The organism is Streptomonospora litoralis (assembly GCF_004323735.1).
In the GTDB taxonomy this organism is placed as follows: Bacteria; Actinomycetota; Actinomycetes; order Streptosporangiales; family Streptosporangiaceae; genus Streptomonospora; species Streptomonospora litoralis.
Map to the genome: position 1 here is coordinate 1,850,551 of NZ_CP036455.1, position 26,088 is coordinate 1,876,638.

Annotated in this window: 30 protein-coding genes and 1 tRNA gene; 12 read left to right on the forward strand and 19 right to left on the reverse strand. The window is 71.4% G+C overall.

Features of this window, described 5'->3' with window-relative positions:
• Nucleotides 1–14: 14 nt before the first annotated feature.
• Both EKD16_RS07795 and EKD16_RS07800 read right to left on the reverse strand, forming a co-directional pair.
• Nucleotides 15–986 carry an acetylxylan esterase gene (locus tag EKD16_RS07795; protein ID WP_131097766.1) on the reverse strand — a complete coding sequence of 324 codons (972 nt, stop codon included), beginning with the start codon at nucleotides 984–986 and terminating at the stop codon, nucleotides 15–17.
• A gap of 171 nt (nucleotides 987–1,157) precedes the next feature.
• Complete coding sequence (locus EKD16_RS07800; RefSeq protein ID WP_131102211.1) at nucleotides 1,158–2,147, reverse strand: malate dehydrogenase; 990 nt, start codon at nucleotides 2,145–2,147, stop codon at nucleotides 1,158–1,160.
• Nucleotides 2,148–2,466: 319 nt separating this feature from the next.
• Between EKD16_RS07800 and EKD16_RS07805 the strand changes: the two genes are divergently transcribed.
• The 12 genes from EKD16_RS07805 to EKD16_RS07860 all read left to right on the forward strand — a co-directional run bounded on the left by EKD16_RS07805 (nucleotide 2,467) and on the right by EKD16_RS07860 (nucleotide 10,396).
• Nucleotides 2,467–2,540: transfer RNA gene (locus EKD16_RS07805), tRNA-Ile, on the forward strand.
• A 232-nt stretch (nucleotides 2,541–2,772) separates the two neighbouring features.
• Nucleotides 2,773–3,642, forward strand: a complete 870-nt coding sequence (locus EKD16_RS07810; RefSeq protein WP_131097767.1) for a hypothetical protein — start codon at nucleotides 2,773–2,775, stop codon at nucleotides 3,640–3,642.
• Nucleotides 3,643–3,676: 34 nt separating this feature from the next.
• On the forward strand, nucleotides 3,677–4,735 hold the full coding sequence (locus tag EKD16_RS07815; protein ID WP_131097768.1) for a hypothetical protein: 1,059 nt from the start codon (nucleotides 3,677–3,679) through the stop codon (nucleotides 4,733–4,735).
• Nucleotides 4,736–4,738: 3 nt separating this feature from the next.
• Nucleotides 4,739–4,981: a hypothetical protein gene (locus tag EKD16_RS07820; protein ID WP_131097769.1), complete on the forward strand. Its 243-nt coding sequence runs from the start codon at nucleotides 4,739–4,741 to the stop codon at nucleotides 4,979–4,981.
• 128 nt (nucleotides 4,982–5,109) lie between these two features.
• Complete coding sequence (locus tag EKD16_RS07825; RefSeq protein ID WP_131097770.1) at nucleotides 5,110–5,727, forward strand: DUF4352 domain-containing protein; 618 nt, start codon at nucleotides 5,110–5,112, stop codon at nucleotides 5,725–5,727.
• A 5-nt stretch (nucleotides 5,728–5,732) separates the two neighbouring features.
• Nucleotides 5,733–6,209 (forward strand): hypothetical protein, encoded by a 477-nt coding sequence (locus EKD16_RS07830; protein WP_131097771.1) that lies wholly within the window; start codon nucleotides 5,733–5,735, stop codon nucleotides 6,207–6,209.
• A 102-nt stretch (nucleotides 6,210–6,311) separates the two neighbouring features.
• Entirely contained in the window at nucleotides 6,312–7,508 is a 1,197-nt protein-coding gene (locus EKD16_RS07835; RefSeq protein ID WP_131097772.1) for a helix-turn-helix domain-containing protein, read from the forward strand.
• A gap of 172 nt (nucleotides 7,509–7,680) precedes the next feature.
• Nucleotides 7,681–7,905 (forward strand): hypothetical protein, encoded by a 225-nt coding sequence (locus EKD16_RS07840; protein ID WP_131097773.1) that lies wholly within the window; start codon nucleotides 7,681–7,683, stop codon nucleotides 7,903–7,905.
• Nucleotides 7,905–8,141 carry a hypothetical protein gene (locus tag EKD16_RS07845; protein WP_131097774.1) on the forward strand — a complete coding sequence of 79 codons (237 nt, stop codon included), beginning with the start codon at nucleotides 7,905–7,907 and terminating at the stop codon, nucleotides 8,139–8,141. Before EKD16_RS07840 ends, EKD16_RS07845 begins: the two co-directional genes overlap by 1 nt.
• A 44-nt stretch (nucleotides 8,142–8,185) precedes the next feature.
• Nucleotides 8,186–8,416, forward strand: a complete 231-nt coding sequence (locus EKD16_RS07850; RefSeq protein WP_131097775.1) for a hypothetical protein — start codon at nucleotides 8,186–8,188, stop codon at nucleotides 8,414–8,416.
• 559 nt (nucleotides 8,417–8,975) lie between these two features.
• Nucleotides 8,976–9,455, forward strand: coding sequence for a glycine-rich domain-containing protein (locus EKD16_RS07855; protein WP_131097776.1), 480 nt, complete (start codon nucleotides 8,976–8,978; stop codon nucleotides 9,453–9,455).
• 17 nt (nucleotides 9,456–9,472) lie between these two features.
• Nucleotides 9,473–10,396 carry an aminoglycoside phosphotransferase family protein gene (locus EKD16_RS07860; RefSeq protein ID WP_131097777.1) on the forward strand — a complete coding sequence of 308 codons (924 nt, stop codon included), beginning with the start codon at nucleotides 9,473–9,475 and terminating at the stop codon, nucleotides 10,394–10,396.
• Between the two features lie 222 nt (nucleotides 10,397–10,618).
• On the opposite strand, the gene EKD16_RS07865 is transcribed toward EKD16_RS07860, so the two are convergent.
• From EKD16_RS07865 to EKD16_RS07950, 17 genes are all read right to left on the reverse strand, one after another.
• Nucleotides 10,619–11,329, reverse strand: a complete 711-nt coding sequence (locus EKD16_RS07865; protein ID WP_131097778.1) for a hypothetical protein — start codon at nucleotides 11,327–11,329, stop codon at nucleotides 10,619–10,621.
• On the reverse strand, nucleotides 11,317–11,967 hold the full coding sequence (locus EKD16_RS07870; protein WP_165498518.1) for an FkbM family methyltransferase: 651 nt from the start codon (nucleotides 11,965–11,967) through the stop codon (nucleotides 11,317–11,319). Before EKD16_RS07870 ends, EKD16_RS07865 begins: the two co-directional genes overlap by 13 nt.
• Before the next feature lies 1 nt (nucleotide 11,968).
• Entirely contained in the window at nucleotides 11,969–12,529 is a 561-nt protein-coding gene (locus EKD16_RS07875) for a hypothetical protein (RefSeq protein WP_207391457.1), read from the reverse strand.
• Entirely contained in the window at nucleotides 12,526–13,140 is a 615-nt protein-coding gene (locus tag EKD16_RS07880; protein WP_131097780.1) for a glycosyltransferase family 32 protein, read from the reverse strand. Before EKD16_RS07880 ends, EKD16_RS07875 begins: the two co-directional genes overlap by 4 nt.
• Before the next feature lie 8 nt (nucleotides 13,141–13,148).
• The gene (locus tag EKD16_RS07885) at nucleotides 13,149–13,376 is read right to left on the reverse strand and encodes a hypothetical protein (protein WP_131097781.1); all 228 of its coding nucleotides are present in this window, start codon (nucleotides 13,374–13,376) and stop codon (nucleotides 13,149–13,151) included.
• Nucleotides 13,377–13,418: 42 nt separating this feature from the next.
• Complete coding sequence (locus EKD16_RS07890) at nucleotides 13,419–14,669, reverse strand: hypothetical protein (RefSeq protein ID WP_131097782.1); 1,251 nt, start codon at nucleotides 14,667–14,669, stop codon at nucleotides 13,419–13,421.
• Nucleotides 14,669–15,343 carry a hypothetical protein gene (locus tag EKD16_RS07895; protein ID WP_131097783.1) on the reverse strand — a complete coding sequence of 225 codons (675 nt, stop codon included), beginning with the start codon at nucleotides 15,341–15,343 and terminating at the stop codon, nucleotides 14,669–14,671. The genes EKD16_RS07890 and EKD16_RS07895 overlap by 1 nt, the downstream gene beginning before the upstream one ends.
• The gene (locus tag EKD16_RS07900) at nucleotides 15,340–15,612 is read right to left on the reverse strand and encodes a holin (protein ID WP_131097784.1); all 273 of its coding nucleotides are present in this window, start codon (nucleotides 15,610–15,612) and stop codon (nucleotides 15,340–15,342) included. The genes EKD16_RS07895 and EKD16_RS07900 overlap by 4 nt, the downstream gene beginning before the upstream one ends.
• A 12-nt stretch (nucleotides 15,613–15,624) precedes the next feature.
• Entirely contained in the window at nucleotides 15,625–16,533 is a 909-nt protein-coding gene (locus EKD16_RS07905; RefSeq protein WP_131097785.1) for a peptidoglycan recognition protein family protein, read from the reverse strand.
• A 588-nt stretch (nucleotides 16,534–17,121) separates the two neighbouring features.
• Nucleotides 17,122–17,418 (reverse strand): hypothetical protein, encoded by a 297-nt coding sequence (locus tag EKD16_RS07915; RefSeq protein ID WP_131097786.1) that lies wholly within the window; start codon nucleotides 17,416–17,418, stop codon nucleotides 17,122–17,124.
• Between the two features lie 10 nt (nucleotides 17,419–17,428).
• Nucleotides 17,429–18,409, reverse strand: a complete 981-nt coding sequence (locus tag EKD16_RS07920; RefSeq protein ID WP_131097787.1) for a hypothetical protein — start codon at nucleotides 18,407–18,409, stop codon at nucleotides 17,429–17,431.
• A gap of 3 nt (nucleotides 18,410–18,412) precedes the next feature.
• A complete protein-coding gene (locus EKD16_RS07925) occupies nucleotides 18,413–19,591 on the reverse strand; it encodes a siphovirus ReqiPepy6 Gp37-like family protein (RefSeq protein WP_165498519.1) in 1,179 nt (392 codons plus the stop codon).
• Nucleotides 19,592–19,612: 21 nt separating this feature from the next.
• Complete coding sequence (locus EKD16_RS07930) at nucleotides 19,613–20,575, reverse strand: phage distal tail protein (RefSeq protein ID WP_131097789.1); 963 nt, start codon at nucleotides 20,573–20,575, stop codon at nucleotides 19,613–19,615.
• 15 nt (nucleotides 20,576–20,590) lie between these two features.
• On the reverse strand, nucleotides 20,591–24,484 hold the full coding sequence (locus EKD16_RS26015; RefSeq protein ID WP_131097790.1) for a phage tail protein: 3,894 nt from the start codon (nucleotides 24,482–24,484) through the stop codon (nucleotides 20,591–20,593).
• 9 nt (nucleotides 24,485–24,493) lie between these two features.
• The gene (locus tag EKD16_RS07940) at nucleotides 24,494–24,787 is read right to left on the reverse strand and encodes a hypothetical protein (RefSeq protein WP_131097791.1); all 294 of its coding nucleotides are present in this window, start codon (nucleotides 24,785–24,787) and stop codon (nucleotides 24,494–24,496) included.
• A gap of 140 nt (nucleotides 24,788–24,927) precedes the next feature.
• On the reverse strand, nucleotides 24,928–25,305 hold the full coding sequence (locus tag EKD16_RS07945; RefSeq protein ID WP_131097792.1) for a hypothetical protein: 378 nt from the start codon (nucleotides 25,303–25,305) through the stop codon (nucleotides 24,928–24,930).
• Nucleotides 25,306–25,404: 99 nt separating this feature from the next.
• Complete coding sequence (locus EKD16_RS07950; RefSeq protein ID WP_131097793.1) at nucleotides 25,405–26,043, reverse strand: phage tail tube protein; 639 nt, start codon at nucleotides 26,041–26,043, stop codon at nucleotides 25,405–25,407.
• Nucleotides 26,044–26,088: the final 45 nt, after the last annotated feature.

Here is a 26,088-nt window from a genome sequence, read left to right on the forward strand (position 1 = left end):
GCGGTGGCGCCGGATCAGCCCAGGTGCTCGGCGAGGAACCCCAGGTTCTCCGCGCTCCCGAACGCGTCGCCGGCCTCGTGGCCGTTGAACTCCCACAGCCGCATCCGCTTGGGTCCCGCGTAGGCGTTGTAGACGGCGTAGCAGGTGGACGGCGGTGTGATGGGGTCCATGCCCGCGGCGCTGAAGGAGGCGGGCGCACTCGCCCGGGACGCGAAGTTGAGCGCGTCGGCGTAGGCCAGCGTGGCGAAGACCCGGTCGGCGCTGTCGCGGTGGGCGGCCAGGTACTCCGCGATCTCCAGGTAGGGCCCCGCGGAGGCGATCTCGGTCGCCCGCCGGAAGTGCGACAGGAACGGCACGTCGGCGACGACGGCCGCGACGTCCGGCGCCAGCGCGGCAGCCGCGACCGCCAGCCCGCCGCCCTGGCTCGCACCGGCCACGGCGACGCGGTCGGGGTCGACGCTGTCGAACGTGCGGGCGGCGGCGACCGCGCGCACGGCGTCGGTGATCACCCGGCGGTAGTAATAGTGGCGCGGGTCCAGCACGCCCTTGGTCATGAACCCGGGCCGGTGCGGGTGCGGGGAGTATTCGGCATCGGGTGTGTCACCGGTGGCCGCGGTGTTCGTGCCCTGGCCGCGGACGTCCATCACGAGGTCGGCGTAACCGCACGAGGCGTACTCCAGCGCGCGCAGGGGGCTGCCGCGGCCGCCGCCGTAGCCGGGGAAGCGCACCACGCACGGCAGCCGCCCGCTCCGCCGGCGGGGGAGCAGCAGCCACGCCTTGACGGGGTGGCCGCCGAAACCGGGGAAGCTGACGTCGAAGACGTCGAGGGTCGTCAGCCGGCTCCGGTGCGGGATGGCCACCGCGGGCTGGTCGTACCGGGCCGCCTCGGCGAGGGTCGCCGCCCAGAAGTCGTCGAAGTCGGCCGGTGCGGTGGCGGCGGCGGTGTAGTCGGGGAGTTCGTCGAGGGGCAGGTCGGTTCGCGGCATGACCGCAATGGTAGGCAATGCCGCTCTTCGGGCCGCGGGCGGAGCCCCTTCGGCGGAGGTGAAACCGCAGGCGGCGCCCCGCGCGGGGCGCCGCCTGCGGTTGGAGGCTGCCGTGCCCGCCCCCGGGAGCGGGGCGGATCGGCGGATTCGGGGCAGGGCCGGGCGCCCCGGTCAGACCAGGCCGAGCTTGCGGACCGTGTCGCGCTCCTCGGTGAGTTCCTGCACGGAGGCGTCGATGCGTTCGCGGGAGAAGTCGTTGATCTCCAGGTCGCGCACGATCTCCCAGCGGCCGCCGCGGGAGACGGCGGGGAACGAGGAGATGATGCCCTCGGGCACGCCGTAGGAGCCGTCGGAGGGGATGGCCGCGGAGGTCCAGTCACCCTCGGGGGTGCCGTTGACCCAGTCGTGGACGTGGTCGATGGCCGCATTGGCGGCCGAAGCCGCCGAGGAGGCGCCGCGGGCCTCGATGATGGCGGCGCCGCGCTTGGCCACGGTCGGGATGAAGTCGTCGCGCAGCCACGCCTCGTCGTCGATCGCCCGTGCGGCGTTGCGGCCGCCGACCTCGGCGTGGAAGATGTCGGGGTACTGGGTCGCCGAGTGGTTGCCCCAGATCGTCAGCTTCTCGATGTCGGTGACGGAGGCCCCGAGCTTCTTGGCGAGCTGGGTGAGCGCCCGGTTGTGGTCCAGCCGCGTCATCGCGTTGAAGCGGTCCGCCGGGACGTCGGGAGCGTGGGCCTGGGCGATCAGCGCGTTGGTGTTGGCGGGGTTGCCGACGACCAGTACCCGCACGTCGTCGGCGGCACCGGCGTTGATGGCCTCGCCCTGGGGCTTGAAGATGCCGCCGTTGGCCTCCAGCAGGTCACCGCGCTCCATGCCCTTGCTGCGCGGGCGCGCGCCCACGAGCAGGCCGACGTTGGCACCCTCGAACGCCGGGCGCGCGTCGTCGAAGATGTCGATGCCCTTCAGCAGCGGGAAGGCGCAGTCGTCCAGCTCCATCGCGGTGCCCTCTGCCGCCGTGACGGCCTGGGGGATCTCCAGCAGGCGCAGCTTGACGGGCGTGTCGGGGCCCAGAAGCTGGCCCGAGGCGATGCGGAACAGCAGCGCGTAGCCGATCTGCCCGGCTGCCCCGGTGACGGTGACGTTGACAGGTACTTGGGCCATGACCTTCTTCTCCTGAATGACGTTGACGCGACCCGCGATGCTATCCACGGCCCCGCGGCCTCCCGGCGTCCGCCCCCGCACGGCGCCCCGCCGGCGCTGGTGAACGGCGCCGCGGCCTCCCACCCTAGCCCGGCCCCCGCCGACGACCGCGCCCCGCCCCACCGGCGCGGCGGCGCCTGCGACACAGGTGCGTATGCGGCCGCACCTCCCCGGTTCGCGGCAGAATGGGAACGGCGGGGGTGCTGTTAAGATAACGGCGTTCCCGACCGAGCACCCCGGCCGGGCAGCCATCGGCGGGACTGCATTCCCGCCCCATGGCGGGGCGGTAGCTCAGCTGGTCAGAGCAGAGGACTCATAATCCTTGGGTCGCGGGTTCGAGCCCCGCCCGCCCTACCCTCGTTCACCTGCGCGTTCACACGCCTGCGCAGGCCGCGATCACGGCGGCCGCCAGCCAATCCGCCAGCCTAGAGGCTGCAAACCATCGCAGGTTCCACGCCGCCGCGCAGCGCCCCCAGGGCGCCGCTCGGCATGCCCTCACACACGACAACGGCCCCGGCCGGGCGCAGCCACGCCCTGCCGGGGCCTCCGTGTGTGCCCACCCCCTGACACCCCAGGAGGCAAACACATGTCCAATGCTACGACCCGCGCCCGGCGGCGGCCCCGGCTTCTGAGTACCGGCGGTCTACTCGGGACCGTCCGCGCTGGAGCCTTCAGCATCTTCGCGGCCGCACTCGCGGTGTCCTACATGCACCTCGTCGAGCTCGCCGAGGCCTTCGGCGAATCCGGCTGGCGCGCGTATGCGATCGCGGGCACGGTCGACACGATCATCCTCGCCGCCGTCGCCGGCGGGATGGCCGCCGAACAGCTCACCGGTACACGGCCGCCCATCGTCGGCCAGGCGATGTACGCGGGTATCACCACCACCCTGATCGGCAACATCCACCACGGTCTGCGCGCCAACTTGGTGATGGCGGACTTCCCGAACGGCGGGCTGGTGCCCGACCTCGCCCCGATCGAGTGGGCCCAGGTCCTGCTGGGCGTGCTGGTCGCGCTGTGGGCACCGATCGTCGCCGACCTCGCCTACCGCGTGTTGCTGTGGGCCGCCACCGTCGAGGCCACCGCCCGCGCCGGGACCGGCCGCCACGCCGAGCAGGCCGCGGCCGTGCCGCCGCAGCGCACCGACGAGCACGACCAGCCGGGCGAGACCGTCGAGCCGCCGGCCCCCACCGAGCCGACCGATCCCGACGGCGCGGCCGAGCTCCCGCCCGCCGACGGCATCGACGCCCAGGTCATCGGCATCTACGACCGGATGTACCGCCAGGGGCAGGCGCTGTCCGAGCGCCGCCTGGTCGACAGGGCCAACAACGAGTTGCAGCTCGCGGCGGATCAGCGCATCACCCGGCACCGGGCGCGCGCGTGCATCAAGGCGTGGAAGGCCCGGCACGCGGAGACGGACACCGGTCCCATGCCGCGCCTGGTCGTCTCCGCCGGATAATTGCGCCGACCACCCACGAAGGAGTTCCACAGTCATGACCTCGACCGAGGACATCCCCCGCTACACACGCTGGGGCCAAGTGCCCGCGGACCTGTTCACCCGCACCCAGCTGTCCCAGATGGACCCGCCGCGGCGCGTGCTGAAAACCGCCCAGCCGCGGGCGCGGGTGCTGTACCACGGCAACAAGTACGCGATGCTCTACCACCTGGACGACAGCGAGCTGAAGCCCGCGCCGACCGCGGCGCAGCTCGCCGCGTTGGAGAAGGCGAGCGCGGCGCGCTACGTCTGCCGCCGGTGCGGCGGTCACAACCTGGACCGCTACGGGGAGGGCCCCGCCCCCCTGCCGAAGGGCCGCATCTGTGCCCAGTGCAACACCGTGCTCTCGGAGTGGCGCGCTCATAGCCGCGCTCAGGAACACGCCCAGCGCTGCCTCACCCGCGCCCGCGAGCACGGCATCCTGATCCTCGCCGTCGACGACGGCCGCGCCCCGCGGCGGCTGGCCGCGGTCGCCTTCTCACCCGACCAGGTGGGCACGAGCGCGGGCACCGTGCTGGCCGACCTGCCGCTGGCCCCTCCCGGCGCCGCGTCCGGGAATGGTGAACTGGCCGGTCCGGACGCCATCGCTGACCTGTCGGAGACCATCGCCGAATGGCAGCCCGGGGCCGATTTCCACATCGCCATCTGGGACGAGCCCCGGCCACCCACGCTCGAACGGATTTGGGACCCCGGCGCCGGATGGGACACGTTCGGAGTCGACCGCGACGACGCAATATGCGCAGCGCAGAAGGCGGCGCGCGACGCCATCGGCGCCTATCCCTGGACCGCCTACTGGCAGCTCAGCGAGTCCGATGAGCGCATCCGCTACCCCCGCTGGTGGGGTGTCCGGGGCGACTACTCCCAGTTCGTCGCCGAGTGCCGCAACGTCGAGGACCTGGGCGTGACCCGGTCGGACCTCCCCCTGCCGGGCGCGTGCGGCGAACCGGTGGAAGACGCCTTCGCCGTCATGGAGGCCGCCCAGGCCGTGGCCGCCGGCACCGCGCCGGTCTCGCCCCGCGCCCCCTGGGTGCTCCACCCTCCCCAGCAGGGGGACTGATACGTGGCACTGAAACTCCGCTTTTCAGGCGAGGAGCACGACATCCGCCAGGCCCTGGGGGCGCTGCGCGACGCCCCCGGCATCCGCCTGGTCGACACCAGCGGGGCGCAGCCCAACCGGCGCGACGGTGGCGTGCGCGTCTACGCCGTCGTCGAGATCCGAGCGACCCAGCGCGCCGAGGAGACGACGCCCACGACGGCGACCGCCATCGAGAGTGGTCCGGTCCCCGAGATCCCCGACGTCTGAGACGGCGTCGGGTTGCCCGGCTGGCCCAATCCGGCCGAGCTGGGCTGTTCGGCCGCGACGTGCGCACGCGGCTCGCTACGGTCCCATCACCTGCGCACACGGAAGATCGATCGATTGGAGATCCCCCGATGAGCAACGCCTACCAGCCGCCGGCCGCCCCTCCGCCCCCGCCGCAGAAGAAATCCCGAGGCCTCCTGTGGGGCTGCCTGGGGTGCGGTGGCCTGATGGTCCTGGTCCTCATCATCGGCGGCATCGTCGTCGCCTCCTCCGGCGGCGGCGCCCCCTCCGACCGGCCCGCGGCCGAAGCCGGCGGCTCCGGAGGCGACAGCGGCGGCGAAGCCGAGGCCGGGATCGGCGAGCCCGTCGAGTCCGGGGCGTTCCGGTTCACCGTGACCGACGTCGAGACTGGCGTTACCGAGCTGAGCGACGAGTCCGGGCTGATGACCGAGACCCCCCAGGGGCAGTACGTCATCGTGCACGTCACCGTCGAGAACATCGGCGACCAGGCCGGAACGTTCGATGCCAGCCAGCAGACCCTGCTCGACGCTGAGGGGAAGGAGTACTCGGCCGACTCCGCGGCGGAGATGCTGACGGGCGACCAGGACGCCTTCCTCAACCAGATCAACCCCGGCAACACAGTGGAAGGCAGGCTCCCCTTCGACGTCCCCACGGACGTCGAGCCCGCGAAGATCGAGCTGCGCGACTTCATCAGCCTCGACCAGTCCGCAGTGGTGAAGCTGTCGTGAGGCGCATGGCTGCATGGGTCGCACTCGCCGGCGCCGTCCTCGCCGGCGGGTGCGCCCCCGCGCCCACGCAGACCGTCGAACCTACGCCGACACCCATCAGCTCGCCGTCGCCCGCCTCGACCCGGGAGCACGTCGAGACGATGATGGCGGGGGACGAGTGGTACGAGAGCCTGCCGTCTGAGGGGCGGAAGTCCATGCACGAGGAGGCTCAGGAGTTGTGCGAGGTCGCCGACGAGGAGCTGACCTACGGCGCCGTGGAGGGTGGCAGCCAGGAACTCAACTACACCCGCACGCTGGTGATCCAGATCGGTCTCTCCGGCGGCATCGCCGGCGCGTTCCACGATCGAGGTGATGCCACCGAGTCGGCGACCACCTTCATCCTCGCCTACGTGACCGCGGGATGCCCCGAGCACGAGGTGGCGATCGAACAGATCATCGACGAGCAGCACGACGTCATCTTCGGGACGTCGCTCAACGAATAGGAACGCGGCCACTGGTCACAGCACGGCTACGGCCCTGACAGAGACGAGGTCCCGTCCTACGCTGGCAGGTGGACAACCCCCAGCAAGGACGGGACCTCTCTCATGACCGACGGTATCAGCATCGGCCCGCGCCTCCAGCAGCTGCGCAACGCCCACGGCATGACCCAGCGCGAGCTCGCCGAACGTGCGGATGTCTCGATCGATGTCATCTCCAAACTCGAGCGGGGCGCCCGCCACACGGCCCGCCTGACCACGATCACCAGGCTCGCCAAAGCGCTCGACGAGGACACCGGCTCCCTGACCGGCAAGGGCAACCGAGTCGAGCGCGTCGGCGACCTCGGCGTCCTCGCGGTGCGCAACGCCATCACGTCGCCCGACCTCCTGCCGGGCCTTGACCCCGACGACGACGGCGCGCCCTCCGATCCCACCGATCTCCACCGGCAGGTCGAGAAGGCCTACGGGGCATATTTCGAGGGGGAGTTCGGAGCGTTGGCCGCGCAACTGCCCGGTCTGCTCTCGGAGTGCCGGCTGACGCGCTCGGCCATGGGCCCGTCCAGTGTCGCCGCGGCCTACGCCCACGCCTACCAGCTCGCCGCCTGCCTGCTCGTTCACGTCGGCAAGGACGACGCCGCGTTGATCGGCGCGGAGCGGGGCATGGCCGCGGCCACCGAGGGCGATGACGAGTACCGGGCCGCCACCCTGAGCGGTACCTACGTCTGGATCCTGCTGCGGATGGGGCGTTACGCCGAGGCCGAGCGGCTGGCGGTACGCACCGCGTCCGGTATCGAGCCCACGTACTCGACCACGGACCCGCGCCAGCTCACCGCATGGGGCGGACAGCTCCTGCACGCCGCGGTGATCGCTGGCGCCGACGAACGGGGCGACGAGGCACTGGAGTACCTTTCGCGCGCGAGTGCGGCCGCCGCCCGTATGGGCAGCGACCGCCACGACTACTGGGTATCTTTCGGGCCGTCGCAGGTGGCGATGCAGCGGGCCCACGTCCAAGTCTCCCTCGACGAGCCCGACGAGGTCCTCGCGGCCGCGGCCGCCGTCAAACGGTCTGACCTGTTCCCCATCTCCTGGGCGCGCCACAGTCTGAACGTCGCCCAGGCCCTCGAACGCAAGCGGATGGTCGATGACGCGATAGCGGTCGCGGCTCGCGCCTACGAGATCAGCCCGCAGTGGTTTCGCCATCAGCAGTTCGCGGCGTCGGTGATCTCCGATCTCGTTGGCCACAAGCAGCGCTTGCCTCGCGCATTGCAGACGATGGCATCCACTGTTTCAACAGCGGAAGAATAAACGATCTCGGACATTGTGTCCGAGATCAAAAATCCGCAAGGCCAACCCGGACGTGGTGTCCGGGTTGGCCTTTTCTGCGGCCGCGAGAACTGACGTGCTGTCCCTTCAGCGCCTCGGTCGCGCCGCGTAACGTTCCTCCCACCTGCAAGAAATGCGGCAGGAGGACCGATCGATGAGGACTCGAAACGACGAGCGCGAGGCACTCCACGGCCCATGGGACGAATCCCAGGCCGCACTCGCCGAACTACGCAAGGCGTTCCCCGCGTACCGGTTCTGGAGGAGCATGCTCCAGACCTGCACGCAGGGCGACTGGCACGCCCAGCACATCACCACCGGAGTCGTCTACGACGCTGCCTCCGCTGCCGACCTGCGGCAGATGCTGGAGGAGGCGAGCTGATGATGGCGACTGAGATGACCGATCCGCTCCTGGCGGAGGTCCAGGAGATGTTCGGAGACTGGATCATCGGCGCAATGGAGAGCGGCGGCTACATCGCCGTGCACCGCACCGAGGGGTTGGATCGCGAAGACGACCACCGCAAGGTCACCGTGACCGCGGACTTCCTCGAGCTGCTGGCCGCGCGCCTGCACGTCCAGCAGGGCCTGCGCCGCGGTGAACAGGAGCTTTCGCGGTGAGGGCGCAGGAGGAGCCGCCAGCGTGGCTAATCACGGCCCACGGTATGGCATGGGACATCCGCGCCTTCCAAATCGAGCCGGGGGTCGTGGCCTTCCGCCATGAGATCCTCCCCTCGCACCGGGCAGGAGCGCGTACCATCACGGCCGCTACATGGGACCGCCTCGCGCAACTCCTGGACAAGGCGGAACGGTTCGATGCCGACTGCCACGCGCGAATCGCGTCCAGCCGCGCGCGGGCCGCGACACGTGCCGACGAGATGGCGGTGCCTGCGTGAACCGTCCGGACCTACCGCGGCGCGACCGCGGCCACGAATACTTCGTACTCCCGCCGTCCGCCGCGCGGACGACGGAGCGGACGCCGCGCGAGGAGAGATCCCCCCTCGCCGGTACGCCGCAGGCACCCCAGCTTGTGGCATGCCCTGGGGAGCTCTCCCCCGTGAGCCCCCAGGGCCTGATTTCCCCTCAGCTCCGCGTGAGCGGAGGGGCAGCCGCGGTGTGAGGGCGCCGCGGCCCACCGGGGTGGGGCTCCCCTCGTGAGCCTCGCCCCGGTCGCCGCCCCGCCCCCGGAACCCACCTTCCGGGGGCGGGGTCACCCTGAACGTCCGCTCGCGTCCTTCGGGCAGCGAGCGGCAACCGTCCGGCGGGACCATCGGGAGCAATCGGAAGCCGGGCGGAGCCGGGCCACGGCCCGGCGGCGGTCCCGTTCCGTCGCGGGTTACGGGCCGCCCGACCGGGGCGCCTTCCCTTGAAACACAGCCGCCCCGGTCAACCCCCCGCCCCCTGGGTCCGCCCAGGGGGCGGGGCCACAACAACCCCCCGATACCGAGGAGCGACATGTCCACCACCACGGCAACCACCCGCGGCCGCGACCTCATCGCGCCCGAACTGTTCAACCGCCTCACCGACGACGTCACCCGCGACCCGCACTGCCCCGACCGCGACACCGCCGAGCGCATCGTCGACCAAGCCGTCGTGTTCCTCGTCGCCTGCGCCCTCAGCGACGACCCCATCGGCCCCTCGCCGCTGGTCGACCTCGGCTGGCACGCCTTCATCCTGCGCACCGCCGACTACCGCCGCTTCTGCAACACCGTGCTCGGCGAGTTCGTCGACCACGTCCCCAACGACACCGCCCCCACCATCGAGCAACGCACCGCCTCGGCCGCCCGCACCCTGGACGCCCTGCACGCCACCGGCCTCCAGGTCGACACGGGCGTCTGGGCCCAGGAGATGCCGTGCTCCAGCTGCAGCGACACCAAGACCGGCGGCGACGGCGACGGCTGCCACAAGGGCTGCCACGACAGCCAGGCGAAGTGACCGGGTAAACCAGGGTCATGGACCGATTCACCTGGGCGCGCCTGCCCGAACCTGCCCGGACTGCGTTCGAGGCGGAGTTCGGGCGGGTGCGCTCGACCACGTCCAGACCGGCCGGGCTGACCGTCGGCATCGCCTCGACCGTGGTGACCGACCGCAACACCGTGTTCGTCAAGGCCATCCCGGCCCGCTCGCCTGCCGCCCCCTCCTACCGGCGCGAGCTCGCCATCGCCGACGCGATGCCCGAACACGGACCGGCGCCCCGTCTGCTGTGGGTCAGCGACGCCGGCTGGATCACCCTCGTCTGGGAGTATCTGCCCGGTCGCCACGTCGCCCTGCTCCTCGAGGCCGACGAGGTAATGGCCGCCCTGGTGAGCATGCGCCAGACCCTGCGCCATGTCCCGGTCGAGCTGCCTGCGATCACCGACGACGGAGAGAAGTTGGCCGTGCTCCTGGCAGCCGCGCGCCGCGTGATCGCGGACCCGCCCCCCGGCCTGGCGCACGTCGACCTCTACCGCCGGGCCGTCATCCGCGCGCGCGAGGACGACTTCGCCGGCGCCGCGCTCGTCCACGCCGACCCGGCCACGTCGAACATGATCGCCACCGACGACGGGGTGCGCCTGGTCGACTGGGCCCTGGCCGCACGCGGGCCCACCTGGATCGACCCGGCGCTGCTGATCGCCCCGCTGATCGAGGCCGGCTATTCACCGGCGGCCGCCGAGGCGTGGGCCGCGCGTCACCACCCGGACTGGGCTGCGGCTCCGCGGCGCGCGCTGGATGCGCTCGCCGTCGCGCGGCTGCTGTTCCTGACCGAGAAGATCGACTCCGGTGCCGAATGGCTCGCCGACGGGCGGCGGCGGGCGCTGTGGGCGCACCAGGCATGGGTCGACTATCGCCTCGGAACCGCTGACACCGTCGGCGCGGTCGGCTACAGTCGCGCGTGATGGTCCCCGCACACGCGGGGTTCACTCGAGCAGGTTCCATGCTGTGCCGAGCACATGCGCCCCGCATCCTGCGGGGGTCAGGCGGAGCCTGAGGATCGCGACAGCGACCGACCCATCCCACTCTCAGGGCTCGCTGACACGACGAAAGCGCCCCGCCCTCCAGCTGGAGGGCGGGGCGCTGTGCTGTTCGGAGCGAACTTGAAACTCCTGGTTGAGGGGTCGTCAGGTGCGGGCGCGCAGCGGCCGCGTCTGGCGGTGGCGCAGGTGCTGGTTGAGCTGCGGCAGGGACACGGTCTGACCCGACCAGTCCGCGTCCAGCGCGCTCGCGTCGGCGCCGATGAACCGGTGGGCGTAGCGGCCGCGGCTGGTGCGGCCGGGCACCAGCGAGGGTGAGTCGCGGTGGTCGACCAGGCTGGGCCACGGGTACCAGACGGTGATCCGCTGGGTGTCCAGGTACCGGGAGATGCGTTTGTCGTAGTTCGCGATGTCCTCGCGCCGGTCGCCCCACGCGATGCAGTCCTCGATCACCTCGGTCGGCAGCACGATGCCGACTCCCCAGTGCAGCTGGGCCATCGACAGCCACGAGGTGGTCTGCCGCGCCTGGTCGACGAGCCGCTCGACGTAGGTCCTGAACGGCCGAATGCGCCCGGCGTAGAGGCACAGCGGTGTCGGGGTGCCCGCCGGTGCGGGCACGTGGTCTAGGGCCCGCTCGACGCCGGCGACCAGATCGCGCGGCAGCACGGCGTCATCCTGCAGCACCAGGTGGTGAGTGGCCTCCCGGTCGTACGCCAGCATCGCGCGGCGGCCCGTGTCCCACCGGTCGTCGCGCCGATCCCAGATCACCTCGGCCTCGCGGTCCAGGCGCTCCAGGAGTTCCGGCACAAACGCTTCGCGCGTGCGGTGGGCCATGACGGTGACGCTCACCCGGACCATTCCCACACCTCCATCCGGGAGCCCATCTTCACCGGCTTTCCCATCTCGTAGCCGAGCGGCTCGAGCACCGCGGCCTGGGCGTCATGGGCGGCCCGGGTGTGGGTCTCGGTGACCACGAGCGGATGGCAGCGCGCGAGGTGGCGGCGCATTCCCACCAGCGCGGCCGGCTCCATCCCCTCCACGTCGAGCTTGACCAGGACGAGGTCGTCGAGGTCCAGGAGCTCGTCGACGGCGCGGACCTCCACGTTGCCGCGGCCGACCTCCAGCGTCATGCGCTGCTCGTCCTCGCGCCAGTGCGCCTCGGCCGAGCCGGCCCCGGCGGCCATCGGGTAGATCCGCACCCGGTCGTCGCCGAGGTCGTTGAGGCCGAGGTTGGTGCGCAGGGCCCGCACCCGGGCGGGGTGAGCCTCGAAGGCGTGCACCCGCAGCTCGCACACGATCGCCAGATAAAGCGAGTGGTTGCCGACGTGGGCGCCGATGTCCAGAGCGGACCCGGCCAGCCGGCGTTTGCGGATGCCGGCCAGCAGCCGGTGCTCATAGGGTTTGCCCGCGGCGAGCTGTCGGCCGATGCGGCCGCCCGGGTCGGTGATCCGGTACTCGTGCTCGGGCACGCTGATGTCGAGGACGCGTGTCTTCACGTCATGGACTCCTCCGGCTGGGGTTGTGGATCTGGGCCAGGGCGGCGTGGGCGCCCGCCCGGTCGCCGCGGCCGTCGAGGAGATCCCAGAGCCGGTCGAGGCTGGCGTGCGGGTCGGCGATGTCCATCCACACAACCCGGCTCTTGTCGGCGAGGAACGCCTCGATGTTGGTGGTGACCGTGGCGACCAGGGCGCGCGCGGCCGCGAGCTGCTCGCCGGTGGTGCGCGGCGGCCGCCGCCGGATGATTCCGGAGGCGTAGGCCGGGGCGATGCCGGCGCGGACGGTGTAGCGGGCGGCGTAGGAGCGGGCCACCTGCTCTGGGTCGCGGGTGAGGTGGACGTAGACCGGGGCGTCGCCGTACCGCTGGTCGAGTTCGCCGAGGTGCCAGGCGAGCCGGTTGTCGACCTCGACGTGGTGGTCGGGGTAGGCCAGACGGTCGGGCCCGATGAGGTGGGCGCGGGACTCGTGGCCGGTGGTGTGGCTGGTCAGGTGCGCCGCCAGCGCGCGGGCCAGGGTGAGGCTGCCGCACCGGCCGGTGCACAGCACCATGGCGCGGCTCACCAAACGCCCCGGCCGGCTTTCCTGGCGGCGGTGTTCCAGTCGTGTTTGATCCAGCCGCCGCGGGCGTGTGGCCCGAAGGCCTCCTCGTGGCCGACGACGGTGACCTCGTCGCCCCAGTCGCGGCCGCGGTAGGTCCGGGTCAGATGCCAGGGCCCCACCGACTGGGCGAGGTGGCGGTGGCCGTGGGCCTCCAGCGCCGCGCGGATCCCGTCGACCAACGCCCGGATGTAGGGGTGGCCCGGGGCGGCGGCCATGAGGCAGTTGGTGATGGGGTGGTCGCCCTCGGTGTGCTGCGGCGAGGTCACCAGAACGCACGATCGGTCCGCCAGGAGCCCCTCGAGGTTGGCCATCGGCGCGACGTCGGTATCCGAGTACACCCCGCCGTAGAGCAGCAGCAGCTCCAGCCGCACCACATCAGCCTGAAACCGCTTCCAGTCCCGCGGGTAGCGCTCGGCCGCGTTGTCGACGAGGGCCTGGTGGGCCAGCGGCGGCAGCTCGGCCGAGGACGTCCAATCCGTGCGGTCCCAGCCGGGGTGCAGCCGGTCCCACCACCGCCCGTACTCGCGGTACCGGGCGGGCATCGGATCGTCCAGCCAGATCCGATGCAGCACCCGCGGGATCACCCGGCCTCGCCCAGCGCGCGGATCCGCTTCACCGTCGGGCTGTTCTTGCCGCTGGCCTGGTGCAGGAGGTCGGCGGCCGCGGCCGCGGCCGCCGCGTAGCCCTGCCGGTAGCCCTCGGCGCGCGCGTCCCCGTCGCTGTCGGCGTCGCTGTCGGTGGCCTGGGTGTCCTCGAGCCGCTGACGCAGCTCCGCGTTCTCCTCTTCCAGCTCAGCCTTCGTTGGCATGATCATCTCCTCAGTGAGCATGTGTGATCGTCAGTTACCGGGTCAGGACCCGGGCGTCAGCAGATACATCGGCAGCCCCCACCCGGTGTGCTCGCCCTCGACCCCGGAGGCCTCGACGACCACCCGCTCATCGGCAGGGCCCAGGCCGGCGGCGGCGTCGTTGAGCGCGAGCTCGTCCCAGCGGACGGCGCCGGTCCCGAATCTCTCCCACCACCACTGGGTCACGACGTCGGTGGTGATGGTGCCGCTAGTCTCGACGTCGGGGATGGAGGCCTGCGGATCGCTCGACCACACGGCCAGATAGCCTGTGCTGCCCTCGCGGCGAGCCTCGATGCGCACCCAGGTGTCGGCCGGGATGGTGCCGGACGGCAGGCTCAGCCCGACGCCGTACCAGTCCAGACCGCCCTCGGCCGATAGCGAGCACCCGCCGGTGCCGGAGGCCCACCAGACGTGGCCGTCCTGGGCGTCAGCGTCGCGTTTGAGGTAGCCGCGCACGGCCATGTCGGTGAGGTCGGGCAGGCTGCCCCACACCACTCCGGACCCGGAGTCCATACCGGATGGCAGCAGGATCGCGCCGGAGCCGGTGTAGGCGTCGTCGGTGTAGACGGTGCCGGCGTCGGCCCCCGACCACGCGTCACCGAGACTGCCGCCGGAGTTGGACGTGGTGATCTGGGCGCCGGTGGGCCCGTCGCAGGTGTTGGTGCGCAGCGCCTCGATGACCGGGCCGATGGCGTCGGCCGTGTCGGCGATCGACCATTCGTCGATCCAGATCGCGTCGCCGAGATGCTCGAGCCACCACTGCGTGATCGTCGACCCGTCGATGGTTCCCGACGTCTCGGCGTCGGGCGCGCCGGTCGAGGCCGGGTCGGTGGACCAGACGCGCAGGGTGCCGGTGGTGCCCTGGCGGGTGGCCTCGACCCGGCACCAGGTGTCGGCCGGCAGCGCGTCCTCGAGCGTGAGCGCGTCCCAGGTGACGTCTCCGGCGGCGCCGAGGCTGGCGGTGCCCGGGCCCGGGCTCCACCAAATGTTGCCGGACTCGCTGCTGCCGCGGTTGATGTAGACGCGCAGCGCGCAGTCGGCGAGACTGAGATCGGTCCAGGACATGCCGTTGCTGCTGCTGGGATTGTCCAGCCGCAGCGCGGCCGCGCCCGCATAGACGGTGGACTGGTCGTAGGTGACGCCAGGGGAGTCGACGCTGTCGAAGGGGTCGCCGTGCATCGAGGACCGCTCGATGGTGACGGCCGTGTCGGGGGCGCCGTCCCAGTTGAAGCTGTTGCGGCGGATGATGGCCATCAGGCGACCCGGATCTCGACGGTGAGCGCTGCGGCGTCGGCGTCGCCGGTGACCTCGACGGTGAGGTACTCGCCGTCGGCGATCTCCGAAGTGTCGAATGAGGTCGTTTTTGACGAGGTGTTCGCGCCGGTGGCGATCGAGATCGGAGACGAGGTGAGCGAGGTGACACCGTTGAGCAGCACGTCGACCTCGACCGCCTCACTGGCGGGGGCGACGCCGGCCGACGCGTGAATCCACTGCACCTCCAGCGCGCGGCCGGTCATGTTGTAGGCGCGGTGCGCCGACCCGGTGGCCACCTCCGGCGCGCTGAACCGCCAGGTGTCACCAGCGCGCTCCTGCAGGGTGGCAACCTCGTCGCTGATGGTGGGCGAGGCCATGATGTAGCGCGGCTCGGTCCCGTCCGCACTCGCGCTGGCCCAGAGGTAGGCGACGCCGTCGGGGCCGCGGAACCGCGGAATGGTGCCGTGCTCGTCGGACTCGACCGAGGTGACCGCGGCGCCGTCGGCGTCGAGCAGATCGGTGTACTGCGACCCGCCGGTCTGGGCATCCCACATCGTCACCGTCACTCCGGGCAGCAGCAGCGGGGTGTAGCCCACCACCTCGCCGCTCTCGGTGACCTCCTCGCCCTCCTGCATCACCCAGCCCGCATGGCTGCGCCCGAACCAGTGCCTCACAATCCGCCCCTTTCGCTCTCGTCCCGGTGGCGGCCGCGCGCGGTGGCGAGGTGGCGGGTGGCCAGCGGCGACCCGCGCTCTCCTGCCTCCATGGTGATGAGGCTGGTCAGCACCGACAGCAGCGCGCCCAACCCGGCTGCACCCAGCACCTGCCACGCCGAGATTTCCCACAGGGTGCTGGCATCGGCGACGCCAGCCCCCAGGGCCATATGCGCGGCGCCGCGCGCCGCCAGCTCGGCGGACTGGCGCCAGAACCGCACTGTGAACATCGGCGCGACTCCTCAGGTGTAGCGGGTGACGGGCTTGCGCCAGATCCAGGGCCAAGTGCGGCGCCCGACCAGCCCGTCGGCCGGACCGACCGCGGTGTGGCCCTCTGCCCGCGCCTGGGCCTGGAACTCCTCGACCACACGGGCGGTCTTGGGGCCGTGGCGGCCGTCGACCGAGATGCGCCAGCCGCGGTCGGCGAGGTGCTGCTGGTACTCGCGGATGTGGGGCCGGTCGTCGGGCCAGTAGTAGCCGGAGTGGTTGCGGTCATCGCTGGAGGGCGGCCCGAACCAGTGCCCGCGCTTCAGCGGGAACGCATAGGGCGGGTCCTGCCCGGGCTCGACGACTTCCTTCTCACGGCGCGGCCGCGCCCCGCCGCCCCCGCCGCTGCCAAGATCGGGGATGGCCGAGCCCGGCGGCCGCCGGAAGGTCCCGGCGCGCACCAGCCGGTAGGCACGGTCGCCCGGACACGATGTCTCCGTGAAATCCTTGTGGCCCAGCACGCGGCCGGCGATGCTGGTGTCGGGCTCCATCAGCCACTGCCGCAGCTCGCGCACCGCCTCGATCTGGGCCTCGGGGATCTCGTCGTCGGGCCCGCACGCCAGCGTCGCGGAGTAGTACTGGGAGTTGCCGGCGGTGGTGCCCTGCGCCGCCTGGTACCGGAATAGTCCCCGTCCTTCCAGGACGTACCCGTGGGGACACGGGAACCAGCTGTACCCCACGTCGTCCCACCCGCGGGTGTGCACGTGGAAATCCCTGCACCAGTTCCAGTACTCGATGCACGCCTGGTGGCCGCGGCGCGCGAGACGCTGGTCGGTGGAGTCGTAGTGGATGACCAGCCCCTGGTCGGGGTCGGCGTAGTCGGCGGGCGAGTACGGATCCCACCCCAGATCGGAGCGCCACACAAGGTGCGTGGGTGCGGGCATGGCAAGCCTCCAGGCAGACGGAAGCGCCGCCCCCGGGGGCAGCGCGGGCATGGATCGGGGGTCAGCCCGCCGGACGGCACGACCAGGGGTCGGTGGGATCCAGCGGCGGTTCGCAGTACATGCGCGACGGTGCGGGCGATCCCGGGGGGCCGGAGGGTCCGGGCGGGCCGGAAGGGCCCGTCTCGCCGCGCGGTCCCGACGGGCCCGCGGGCCCGCTCGGCCCGGGAGGCCCCGGGCGGCCGGACGCACCGGAGGGACCGGCAGCGCCGGGCGAACCCGTCGGCCCCGCGGATCCGTCTTCCCCGGGCGCGCCCGGGGGACCGCGGCGCCCCGCCGCGCCGGCGGGCCCGGGCGGGCCCGGCGTCGGCGAGGGGAGGCCGGCATAGGGCGAGGGCGCGGGTGTTGGTGTGCCGCCCAGCTGCTCAACCTGTTCGGTCAGCGCGGAGCGGTGCGCCTCGGCCGCCTCGAGCTGGGCGCTCTGGCGCGCGGTGACGGCGATGATCCAGGCCAACAGAGCTACCGCGCTCAGCAGCCCGGCGGCGAACAGCATGCCGCGCAGCATGGTCCAGGGAGGCAGTCGCGGGCGGATCACGCGGCACCACCTCCGCGCAGCATCCAGGCCAGTACCAGCGCCACCACCACGGGCGCGATGAAGCTGGTGACGGCGGTCCACATCGCGCGGCGGTTGCTCTCGCGCAAAGCCTGCACCTCGGCTTCAAGCCGGCCGATGCGTTCCTGGTCTGCGGCCCGGTGGGCGTTGTAGACCTCTTTGAGTACGAAGTGGTCGAGCCGGGCGGCCAGGGCCTCGATGTCCTTCTGGACCTCGGCATAGCTGCTGGCTATGGTCCGCTGCAGCTCCCATAGGGTCGGTTGCTCATCACTCACCCAACCCCCCTTATTCGATCTCGTATTCGAACCCGTCGAGGGCGACCCAGGTCGGGTCGTGGTTGTTGGCGCGCAGCACCCGCACCTGGCCCGGACGGAAAGCCGCGGTGTCGAGCGGGGCGACGTCCAGGCGCACACTGACGTGGTCGCCGTCGTCGTAGGCCGCACCGATGTGGCGGGCATAGTCGGCCGGTCGCATCTCCGGCGGAACCCGGGCGATGATCGCGCCTTGCGGAATGACGCCGCCATCCGAGCGGGCGATAGTGCCGCGCAGCTCCACCCGCGTTGGCGTCCAGAATCGCCCGGACGGCGCCGATCCCGTCGAGCCGAAGTTCTCGTAGCCGCTACCCAACGTCAGAGCTTCCCAGTCGGTGGGGTAGCGCGGGTCGTGCGCGGTGACGTAGGCGCCGTTGTAGACGTAGCGCAGTCGGCCGGTCGACAGCTCCATCGCCAGCCCACCCTCGCCAACGTCGGCGTTGGGGTAGTCGGCCAGCATCGGAACCGCGCCATGTCCGGTGTACTGGCGCACATCCACCACCGCACCGGCATTGACGACGGACGCGTTGCCGGCGACGGTGATCTCGGCGAGCGGGATCTCCCAGATGTCGTCGGGGTCGCGCGTTGGCGAAGGCGCGGTGCCTGCGCCGGACACACCCTGCTTGATCACGATGCCGGCCTCGCCCGGGTCCACGCTGGACCCGGCGAGCGGGTCGGCCCGCACCACCACCAGGTCCACACGCGCGGCCGCGGACGCGTTCGGGCTCACCTGCTCGGTGACGTCCTCGGTGGAGCGGTACCAGTACCCCCCGGCCAGGCAGTAGCCGGGGCGCACGCGGATCTCGGCGGTGCCGTCCGCGGTCACCTGCAGCCGCTGGTCCGCGTCCAGGCCGTCGCGCACCACACCGGAGGGGGCGAACTGCCGGTACCAGCGGGCGAGGACGGTGTCCTCGGTCACCGGCGATCCGGCGAAGACGCCGTAGGTCTCAGCCACGTGTCACCTCCTGGTCTGGAGCTGGTTGACGTCGCGCCGCAGCCCGGAGACGCGGCGGTAGATGGCGGGCCGCTCCTGCTCCTCACCGATCGAGGGGGTGATGAGCTGCCCGTTGTCCGTATCGCGGGTGTAGCGCATCTCGCGGATGGTGTCCTCGACCGGGCCGACCTCGGTTTCGAAGGTGACGACGTCGCCGCGGTCGTAGTCGCGGCCGGCGACCAGCTGCTCGGTATCGATCGGGCTGAACGAGACACTCGCGGTGCCGCGGCCCTCCTCGAGCCGCTCGGTCGCGGCCTGCCCCGCGGCCTCGTCGGGGTCGACGTAGTCGTCGTCACCCGGGCTCGCCGAGGGGTCGACCTGGCGCTGGTCGGCGAACTCCTCGACGATCAGGTGCGGCCACAGCGCGTCGCGCTGCTGGAACCGGTAGAACACCCGGTTGACGTCTTCGCCGCCGATGCCGACGATGACGTCGGTGACCTCCGGCGGCGTCAGCTCGTAGGAGTAGCTGGTGACGTTGCCGAGGTCGACGGCGAACCGTGCGATGGCGGCCAGGTCGGCCGGCTCGTAGAACACCAGCTCCAGGTCGCTGCCCGACTGGATGATGTCCCAGCCGATACCACCGGACTCGGCCAGCCCGTGCACGGTCTCCAGCAGCGCGTCCATCCGCAGCTTCGTGGTGACGGTGGACCCGCGGCCCTGGTCGGTGGTGAGCACGAGGCCGTCCTGGCGCCGGTCGGCCAGCGCCGAGGGGCCGGCCTGCCGGTCGACCAGCGTGCGGATCACGGTCTCGGCCGCCCCCGAATGCACCGCATAGGCGCTGGACTGGGTGGTGCCGCTGGTGGTGATCGGCTCGTCGTAGGCCGGCCAGATCACTCGCGCGATCGTGGCCGCATCGGAGACGCCGGAGACGGTGAGCTGGCCGCGGCCGCCGTCCTCCTCGGTGACCTCGGTGGAGTCCGGCCGTTTGGGCCCGGACAGTTTGATGGCGCCGTCGACGACGAACAGGATGCCTTCGCCGGCCTGGAGCAGGTCGGCGCTGGCCGAGCCGGCGTCGACGGTGACGGTCCAGGCGCCGGCGTCCAGGTGCCGCACCCGCACGTCCAGGCTCTGCTCGTCGTCGATCTCGCCGATGATCGTGCGGTTCTCGTCGCGTACGAGGATGCGCCACTCGGTCTCGGCCACCGCCGCCACCCCCTCGCTGCCTCAGGCGGTGAGCTCCTGCGGGGTGTAGGACAGGGCGACCTCGGTGCCCTCGCCCACGCCGGTGGCAATGACGTCGATCTCGTTGACCGTCGGCGCCAGCGGCCACAGCGCGCTGCCGAGCGCCAGGTCCCCGTAGGCGTTGGTCGACCCGTTGAGGGTGACGGACTTGCGGCGGGGCCGGGTGTCGATGACGATCGTGTCGCCGCCGGTCAGCTCCCGATCGAGCGTGAGCTCCTTGCCGAGGGTGACTGAGCGCAGCACGGTGCCGGAGGACAGCGGCCCGGTCAGGGTCCAGACCGGCCAGGCGCGGGCGGTGCCGACGATGGCGATCTCCATGCCCTCGCCGATCACCGCACCGCTCACGACCTCCAGCGGCAGGATCGGCAGGAACCGGTCGGCGCTTTCCTGCGCCCGCCAGAAAAGGGTGCGGGTTGGCCTGGACCAGTAGGGGTTGGCGGCCATCCACGTGATCCCGTAGTTGGCCCAGCACAGCCCCGCCTCGTCCTGGCCCTCCGAGCCCTCCATGCCCTCGGTGTAGTGCGCCTCGATCCAGCGGCTGGTGCCGTCGAACTCGGTGACCGTGAGTCGCCCGGCCCCACCGAGGTTGGTGGGTTGGGGGTCGACGTCGCGGGCGAGCTGGCGGCGGCGGCCGCGGGCCTCCTCCCGCGAGGCCCCCCACACCCGGATGGGCACGAAAACCTCGCGGGGCTCGGCCCGCACACCCGTCACGACGTCGCCGTCCAGCGCCCCCGACTCGCGCCGGTAGAGCTGGTAGGGCGGCAGGTCCAGCCCCCGCACCCCCGGCATCGCCACATAGCCCGCCTCCGGCGCGGTCAGCACCGTGGTCACACCCTGCGCGCTGGTCCACTCCAGGCGACTGGAGTGGTCGGGCCGGTTGATCAGCGGGTTGGGCGCCGGCTCCTCCGGCGTCACCTCCACACCGGCGGTCACCAGCAGCGGCATGACCGACCACCTCCCCTATGGGTGCAGGGCGTCGTAGTTCTTGAGGGCCTTGCTGACCTCCCTGCTGGTGGCGCGGGCGTTCTTCGTCTCGTAGATGTTCCAGGTGTCGCCGCCGTCGCCGCCGCGCTGGCGCTCGCGCGCGGCCGCGATGATCGACCGGAGCATCCGGTCGGTCATCACCGGCTCCGGCGCGCCCGTGCCGTTGTACACGGTGCTGATCCCGGGCGGCAGGTACCCGCCGGAGTCGTAGGAGACGATCCCGCCCGCGGCCTTGCCGTGGGCGGAGGCGTCGCCGGTGACCGGCTTGAACCCGTACCGGTAGGGGAACATGCTGCTGAACGCGCCGCGGGCGCCCCCGCCCACGCGCACCCCGGCGCTGCCGGAGCTTTCGACATTGACTCCCATCAACGTTCCGGCGGTGTGACCGACGGAACTGTGGGTGATGCCGACCATGTAGGGCGACCGCAGCCCCCGCACCCAGCCCGCCGGGGCGTTGGACCCCCGGAACGCGTGCGTCGAATACCTGCGGAAATACGGGCCAACGCCTCGGATCTTGTTCTCGATCGCTCCGGTGAAACCGGAGCAGTCGTATCCGTAGGGGCCCGCACCGCCCCACCGGTACGGCTCGCCGGCCTGGGCCCGGGCGAAGCGCGCCGCGCGCCGCAGCCGTTCGGAGGCCGAGGCCAGCCCGGCCCAGGAGTCGGCCCCGCCGCGGGAGTTGTAGGCCTCGTCCTCCGACCCGAGCTTCGCCAGGATCTTCTTCTGGAACTGGGTCATCATCCGGTAGGGGATGCCGGGCCACCCGGACTTGCCGAACTTGTCGGCGAGCTGGCCGGAGAGTTTGTTCAGCGGCTTGGTCGCCCAGGACTTGAGCCCGCCGACGATGTCGTTCCACTTGTCGCCGATCCAGTCGCCGACGATGCCGCCGACCGCGAACCCGGGTGCGCCCGGCAGCGACGGCGGGTTGCCCAGCCTCGTCGCCGAGACGCCGGGCACCTGGTAGTCGCCGTCGCGGAAGCGCCCCAGCGGTTTGCCCATGCGGGCGGCCTTGTTGACCGCGGCCAGCCGCGCCCGCTCGTAGGGGTCGCGCATCGCCTCGGAGACGTAGACGCCCTCACCCCGGCGCATCGGCACCAGCTGGTCGTCGCCCTGACGCCAGGACGACTGCCCGGGCAGGATGCCGCCGCGCGCGAAACCCTTCGGGTGCCATTTGCTGAGTTCACCCAGACCGGGAACCTTCTTCGCGACCTTATTCCACAGGCCGACAATTCCCCGGTTGTAAACCGTGTTGATGATGAACGACACGGGTTTCTTCGCGACGGACTGGAGTTTCGTCCAGACGTGCTTTACCCCGTCTCGCGCGCGACGGAAAGCGGCGACCATTCGCGACCGCAGCGCATTCGCCGCGTCGACCACCCGGTCACGCAATGCCCGCGCCCGGTTGACGATCCAATCGCGAATGTTGGAGAACAGCGCGACCGCGCGGTCGCGCAGCCGCGTCACAGTCGAGACCACCGCCGTGCGCAAAAGCAGCCAGGCACGCTGCGTGCGCACCCGCAGGGTCCGCCACTGGATCTGGATCCACCGGACCACGTACTGGATCCTGGCGTTCACCCAGGCGATCGCGGTCCGTAGCGCATTGGTGATCGCCGCCTTCAGCAGCAGCCAGGCACGCAGCGTGCGCACCCGCAGCGTGATCCACTGGATCTGGATCCACCGGACGACATAGAGGATCCGCGCCACCAGCCACGTGACCGTGGAATTCCACAAATTCGAGATCGTGGACTTTATCCAGCGCCAAGCCGCCTGCGTTCCGGCGACAATCTGATCCCAGTATTTAACGATGAGACCGACGGCAAGACCAATGGGCCCGGTCAAAATTCCGAGCAAAAGCATCCAATTGGCCTTGATCCAATTCAGGCCAATTGATATCCATTCTCGGATTTTCGCTATCGCGCCTTGTATCCAGGAAACGACCGCCGACCAGATGGCGAGCGTCCACTTTTTCACGGTCGACCAGTTGGCGATCACGAGCGCGACCAGGCCGATGACCGCGGCGATCACCCACCCGACAGGGCCCATCGCGATGAACCAAGCGGCCGCCATCCGCGCGGCCTGGATCATGGACTGCACGCCCATCAGCACCCAGCCGGCCACCACCCGCGCCGCCTGGATCGCCGACTGCATCGCCATCCGCACCAGCGAGGCGATCATCCGCGCCGAAGCGGCCGCGGCCTGGGCCGCCATCCGCGCCAGTGACGCCGTCATCGCCGCGGCCGAGCGGGCCGCCGAGGCCGCCATCCGCGCCAGTGCGGCGCCGGCCTGCGTCGCGCCGCGGCCCAGCGAGGCGGCCGCCGAAGTGACCGCGCGCCCGGCCGAGGCCGCGCCGGAGCGCACCGCCGACCAGGCGCGTTTCGACCCGGAGGCGACCGCGCTCGCGCCCTTGCGGGTGGCGTTGGCGGCGCCGTTCCAGGCCGTGCGCAGCGCCCCGCCGACCGAGCCGGCCTTACCGCTGAACGCCGACTGCGCCACCTGAGCGGAGCGGAACCCCTGGGCCATGCGCCGGGTCGCGCCGACCGTGGCCCCCACGCCCTTGGACAGCAGCTTGACCCCGCCGACGGCGGCCTTCGCGGCCGGCGCCAGCGACGACACCCGTGCCAGCACCGGACCCAGCACGATCGACCAGGCCAGGGTCTGGGTCACCGTGGACTGCACCGGCCCCGGCAGGCTCGAGAACGTGTCGGTGATCTGGCCGACGACCGCGGCGACGCTGGGCAGGATCGTCAGCAGATCGGTGAAGATCTGGTTGAGCAGCGAGAAGGTTTGGTTGAGCTGCTGCTGGCCCTGGGCCGAGGTCGCCCAGGTCGCGAACTTGGCGGAGAGCTGCTCGATGGTGTCGAGCAGGCTGGCGCCGTCATCGGAGGCTGCGCCGAAAATCCCGCCCAGCGCCACCCCGAGGTTGGTGCCGATGTCGCGCAGCTGGCCCAGCACGTCGACCGACCGCTGCACGATGCCGTTCATGCGGGCCGCGCCCTCTTCGGAGGCGAGGAACGCGGCCGCGGACTTGAGCCCGCCGGTGGCCCACTGGCCGAACTGCGAGACCAGCGGCAACCCGATCTTGACCAGCTCGGCGATGACCGTGACCAGCGGCGCCACCGACCCGCGGAACGAATCGGTCGCATCGGCCGTACCGGCGAAAATGTCGCGGACCTGGCCGCGGAACATGGGCGTACTGGCGGCCTTGGTGGCCTCCTTCGCCAGGGCGTTGATGGACCCGGCCACGTTGGTCATGCCGCGCCGCAGCGTGGGCATGCCCTGGTCGGCCAGGGTACTGATCTGCGACCCCAGCCCCGCGAACAGCCGGTCCTGGACGGCACGCCGCACCGGCTGGAAACTGGTCGCGATCCCCGCCCACGAGCGCACGAAATCGCGCGCTTTGGGGGAGAGCCCCTCCATGGCGTCCGACAACTTCTCGGCGTCGCCCTCGGCGACCGCGGTCATCGCGTCGCCCACCCCGGAGACGCCCACGGCCAGGGTGCCCATGGCGGCCCCGGCCACCCCGGCGGCCGCGGGCAGCGCCAGGATCGCGCCGGAGGCCGGCGCGAGTGCGGCGGTCAGCGACACCCCGGCCGAGCCCAGGCTGGAGACCAGCATGGCGGCGGCCGATTTACCGACGCCCCGGACGCTCTTGGTGATGGCCTTGTCGGCCGCCTGGCCGAACCGCTGCCCGAACGTGGTGCCGGCCTGGGAGCCGGCCTTGGCCGCCGGGCCACCCATGGACTTGCCCAGGGTCGGGCCGGCCGCCAACCCGGCGGCCTTCGCCGCGGCGTTCGTGTCGGTTTTCAACCGCCGGCCGAACGACCGCATGCTGGGGAGGACGTCGATCCAGACCGCGCCCGCAGTCGCCATAGGGAGGGCTCACCTCCCCGGCATCACCTGCGCCACCAACGCCTTGTGGGCCTCGCGGGCCTCAGCGTTGGGGTCCTCGTCCCGGCTGTGCTCGGCCGTCTCCGGCCGCGGCAGCGGTTTGGGCTTCTTCACGGACTTCGCGCCCGCGGCCGCGGCCACCTGCGCGTTGCTGACCTGCAGCGCATCGGCGATGAACGCCAGCAGGTGGGTCTCGTCCGACCAGGCGTTGCCGTTGAGGGCCCGCCCCAGCGCGCTGGTGGGCGGCAGAGCGTCGATGAGCACCCGCAGCTGGCGCAGACTCACCCCCGCCGCCAGGTCCACCTCCGCGCCGCAGGCCGCGCACGTCTCGGCGTGCAGGGTGGCGAGATAGTCGCCCAGGTAGTCGCGGTGGTACTCCGCGATCAGGCTCGCCTCGACGGTCTCTGGATGGTCCCCGAGCAGGCTCAGGACTGTGTAGGTCCCGCCGGCGGCGTAGGCCCCGCCCCCGAGATCTCGTCCTGCATCGTCAGCTGCACGTCGGTGAACATGATCATGACGTCGCTGGCGGTGCCGCCGGCGGCCTGGAACTGTTCCCACTGCTGCTCGCCCAGGACGGCCTGGGCTTTGCCGATGTTGGTCTCGGCCGCCGCGTCGACCGATGCCTGCCATTCATCGCTGGCGAACAGCGGGTGCGGGAAGGTCCAGACCTTGTCGAACGCCTCGAACGAGGCGTAGACGACGCCGTCCTCACCGGTCTCGCAGTCGGTGCGCTCGATGAATTTCTTCTTCGTCGCCTCGAGCGTCCGCCGCGTCTTGCGGTTCTGCTGCTGCTTCTGGGCCATGCGGCCCTCCTTCCGCGGCGAGCCTGGTGAACCTGAAAGGGAGCGGGGCGGCGGGGCTCACCAGACCGCCGCCCCGCTCCCGTCTGCGGGGTGCGCCGGTCAGGACCCGGAGGCCAGCAAACGCCAGCCCGGGCCGTCGACCCAGTTGCGCACCGAGGTGTTGATGGACGAATCGCGGTAGGCGGTCATGGTCACGCCCCGCTCGGTCGCGTTCTCCCGGTTCTGCGTCTCGTCCTCGCGGCCGGTCAACTTCGCCCGGGGATAGAGCTTCACCACGTAGATCGGCTGGCCCTGGTAGGTGTCCTGGCCGATCACCAGCAGCCGCCGGTACAGCCCGAGAGGGTTGGGTGGTTTGTCCCACTCCCAGGCCTCGCCGACCTCCGGCAGCGTCCCCAGCTCCAGACCCTCGAACAATTCGACGGCCGTGGGGTTGGTCTCCTGCATCATGAAGCTGAGCTGGCTGGTGTCGGTGGTCTCGTCCGACCGGGTGGGCTCCACGCTCTGCCAGGAGTTGACGTCGGAGACCTCGGTCTCACGCGGCATCGTGGTGCCGTCGGGGTTGATGTAGCCCACGTCGCCGAAACCCGTGGGCAGCGTCTGCAGCGCCCCCGTCGAGTTGTTGAAAAGGTCGGTCATCGTGGGCAGGTCGACGCTCTCCGCGGCCGCGAACACGCTGCCGAAAAGCGCCTTGCGGATGAGCTCGTTACGCCAGGTCGCGATTTCCTCGACGCCAGGCATCCCGCCTCCAATACGAATGGCCCCGCCGGCGTCGCCGCGGGGCTG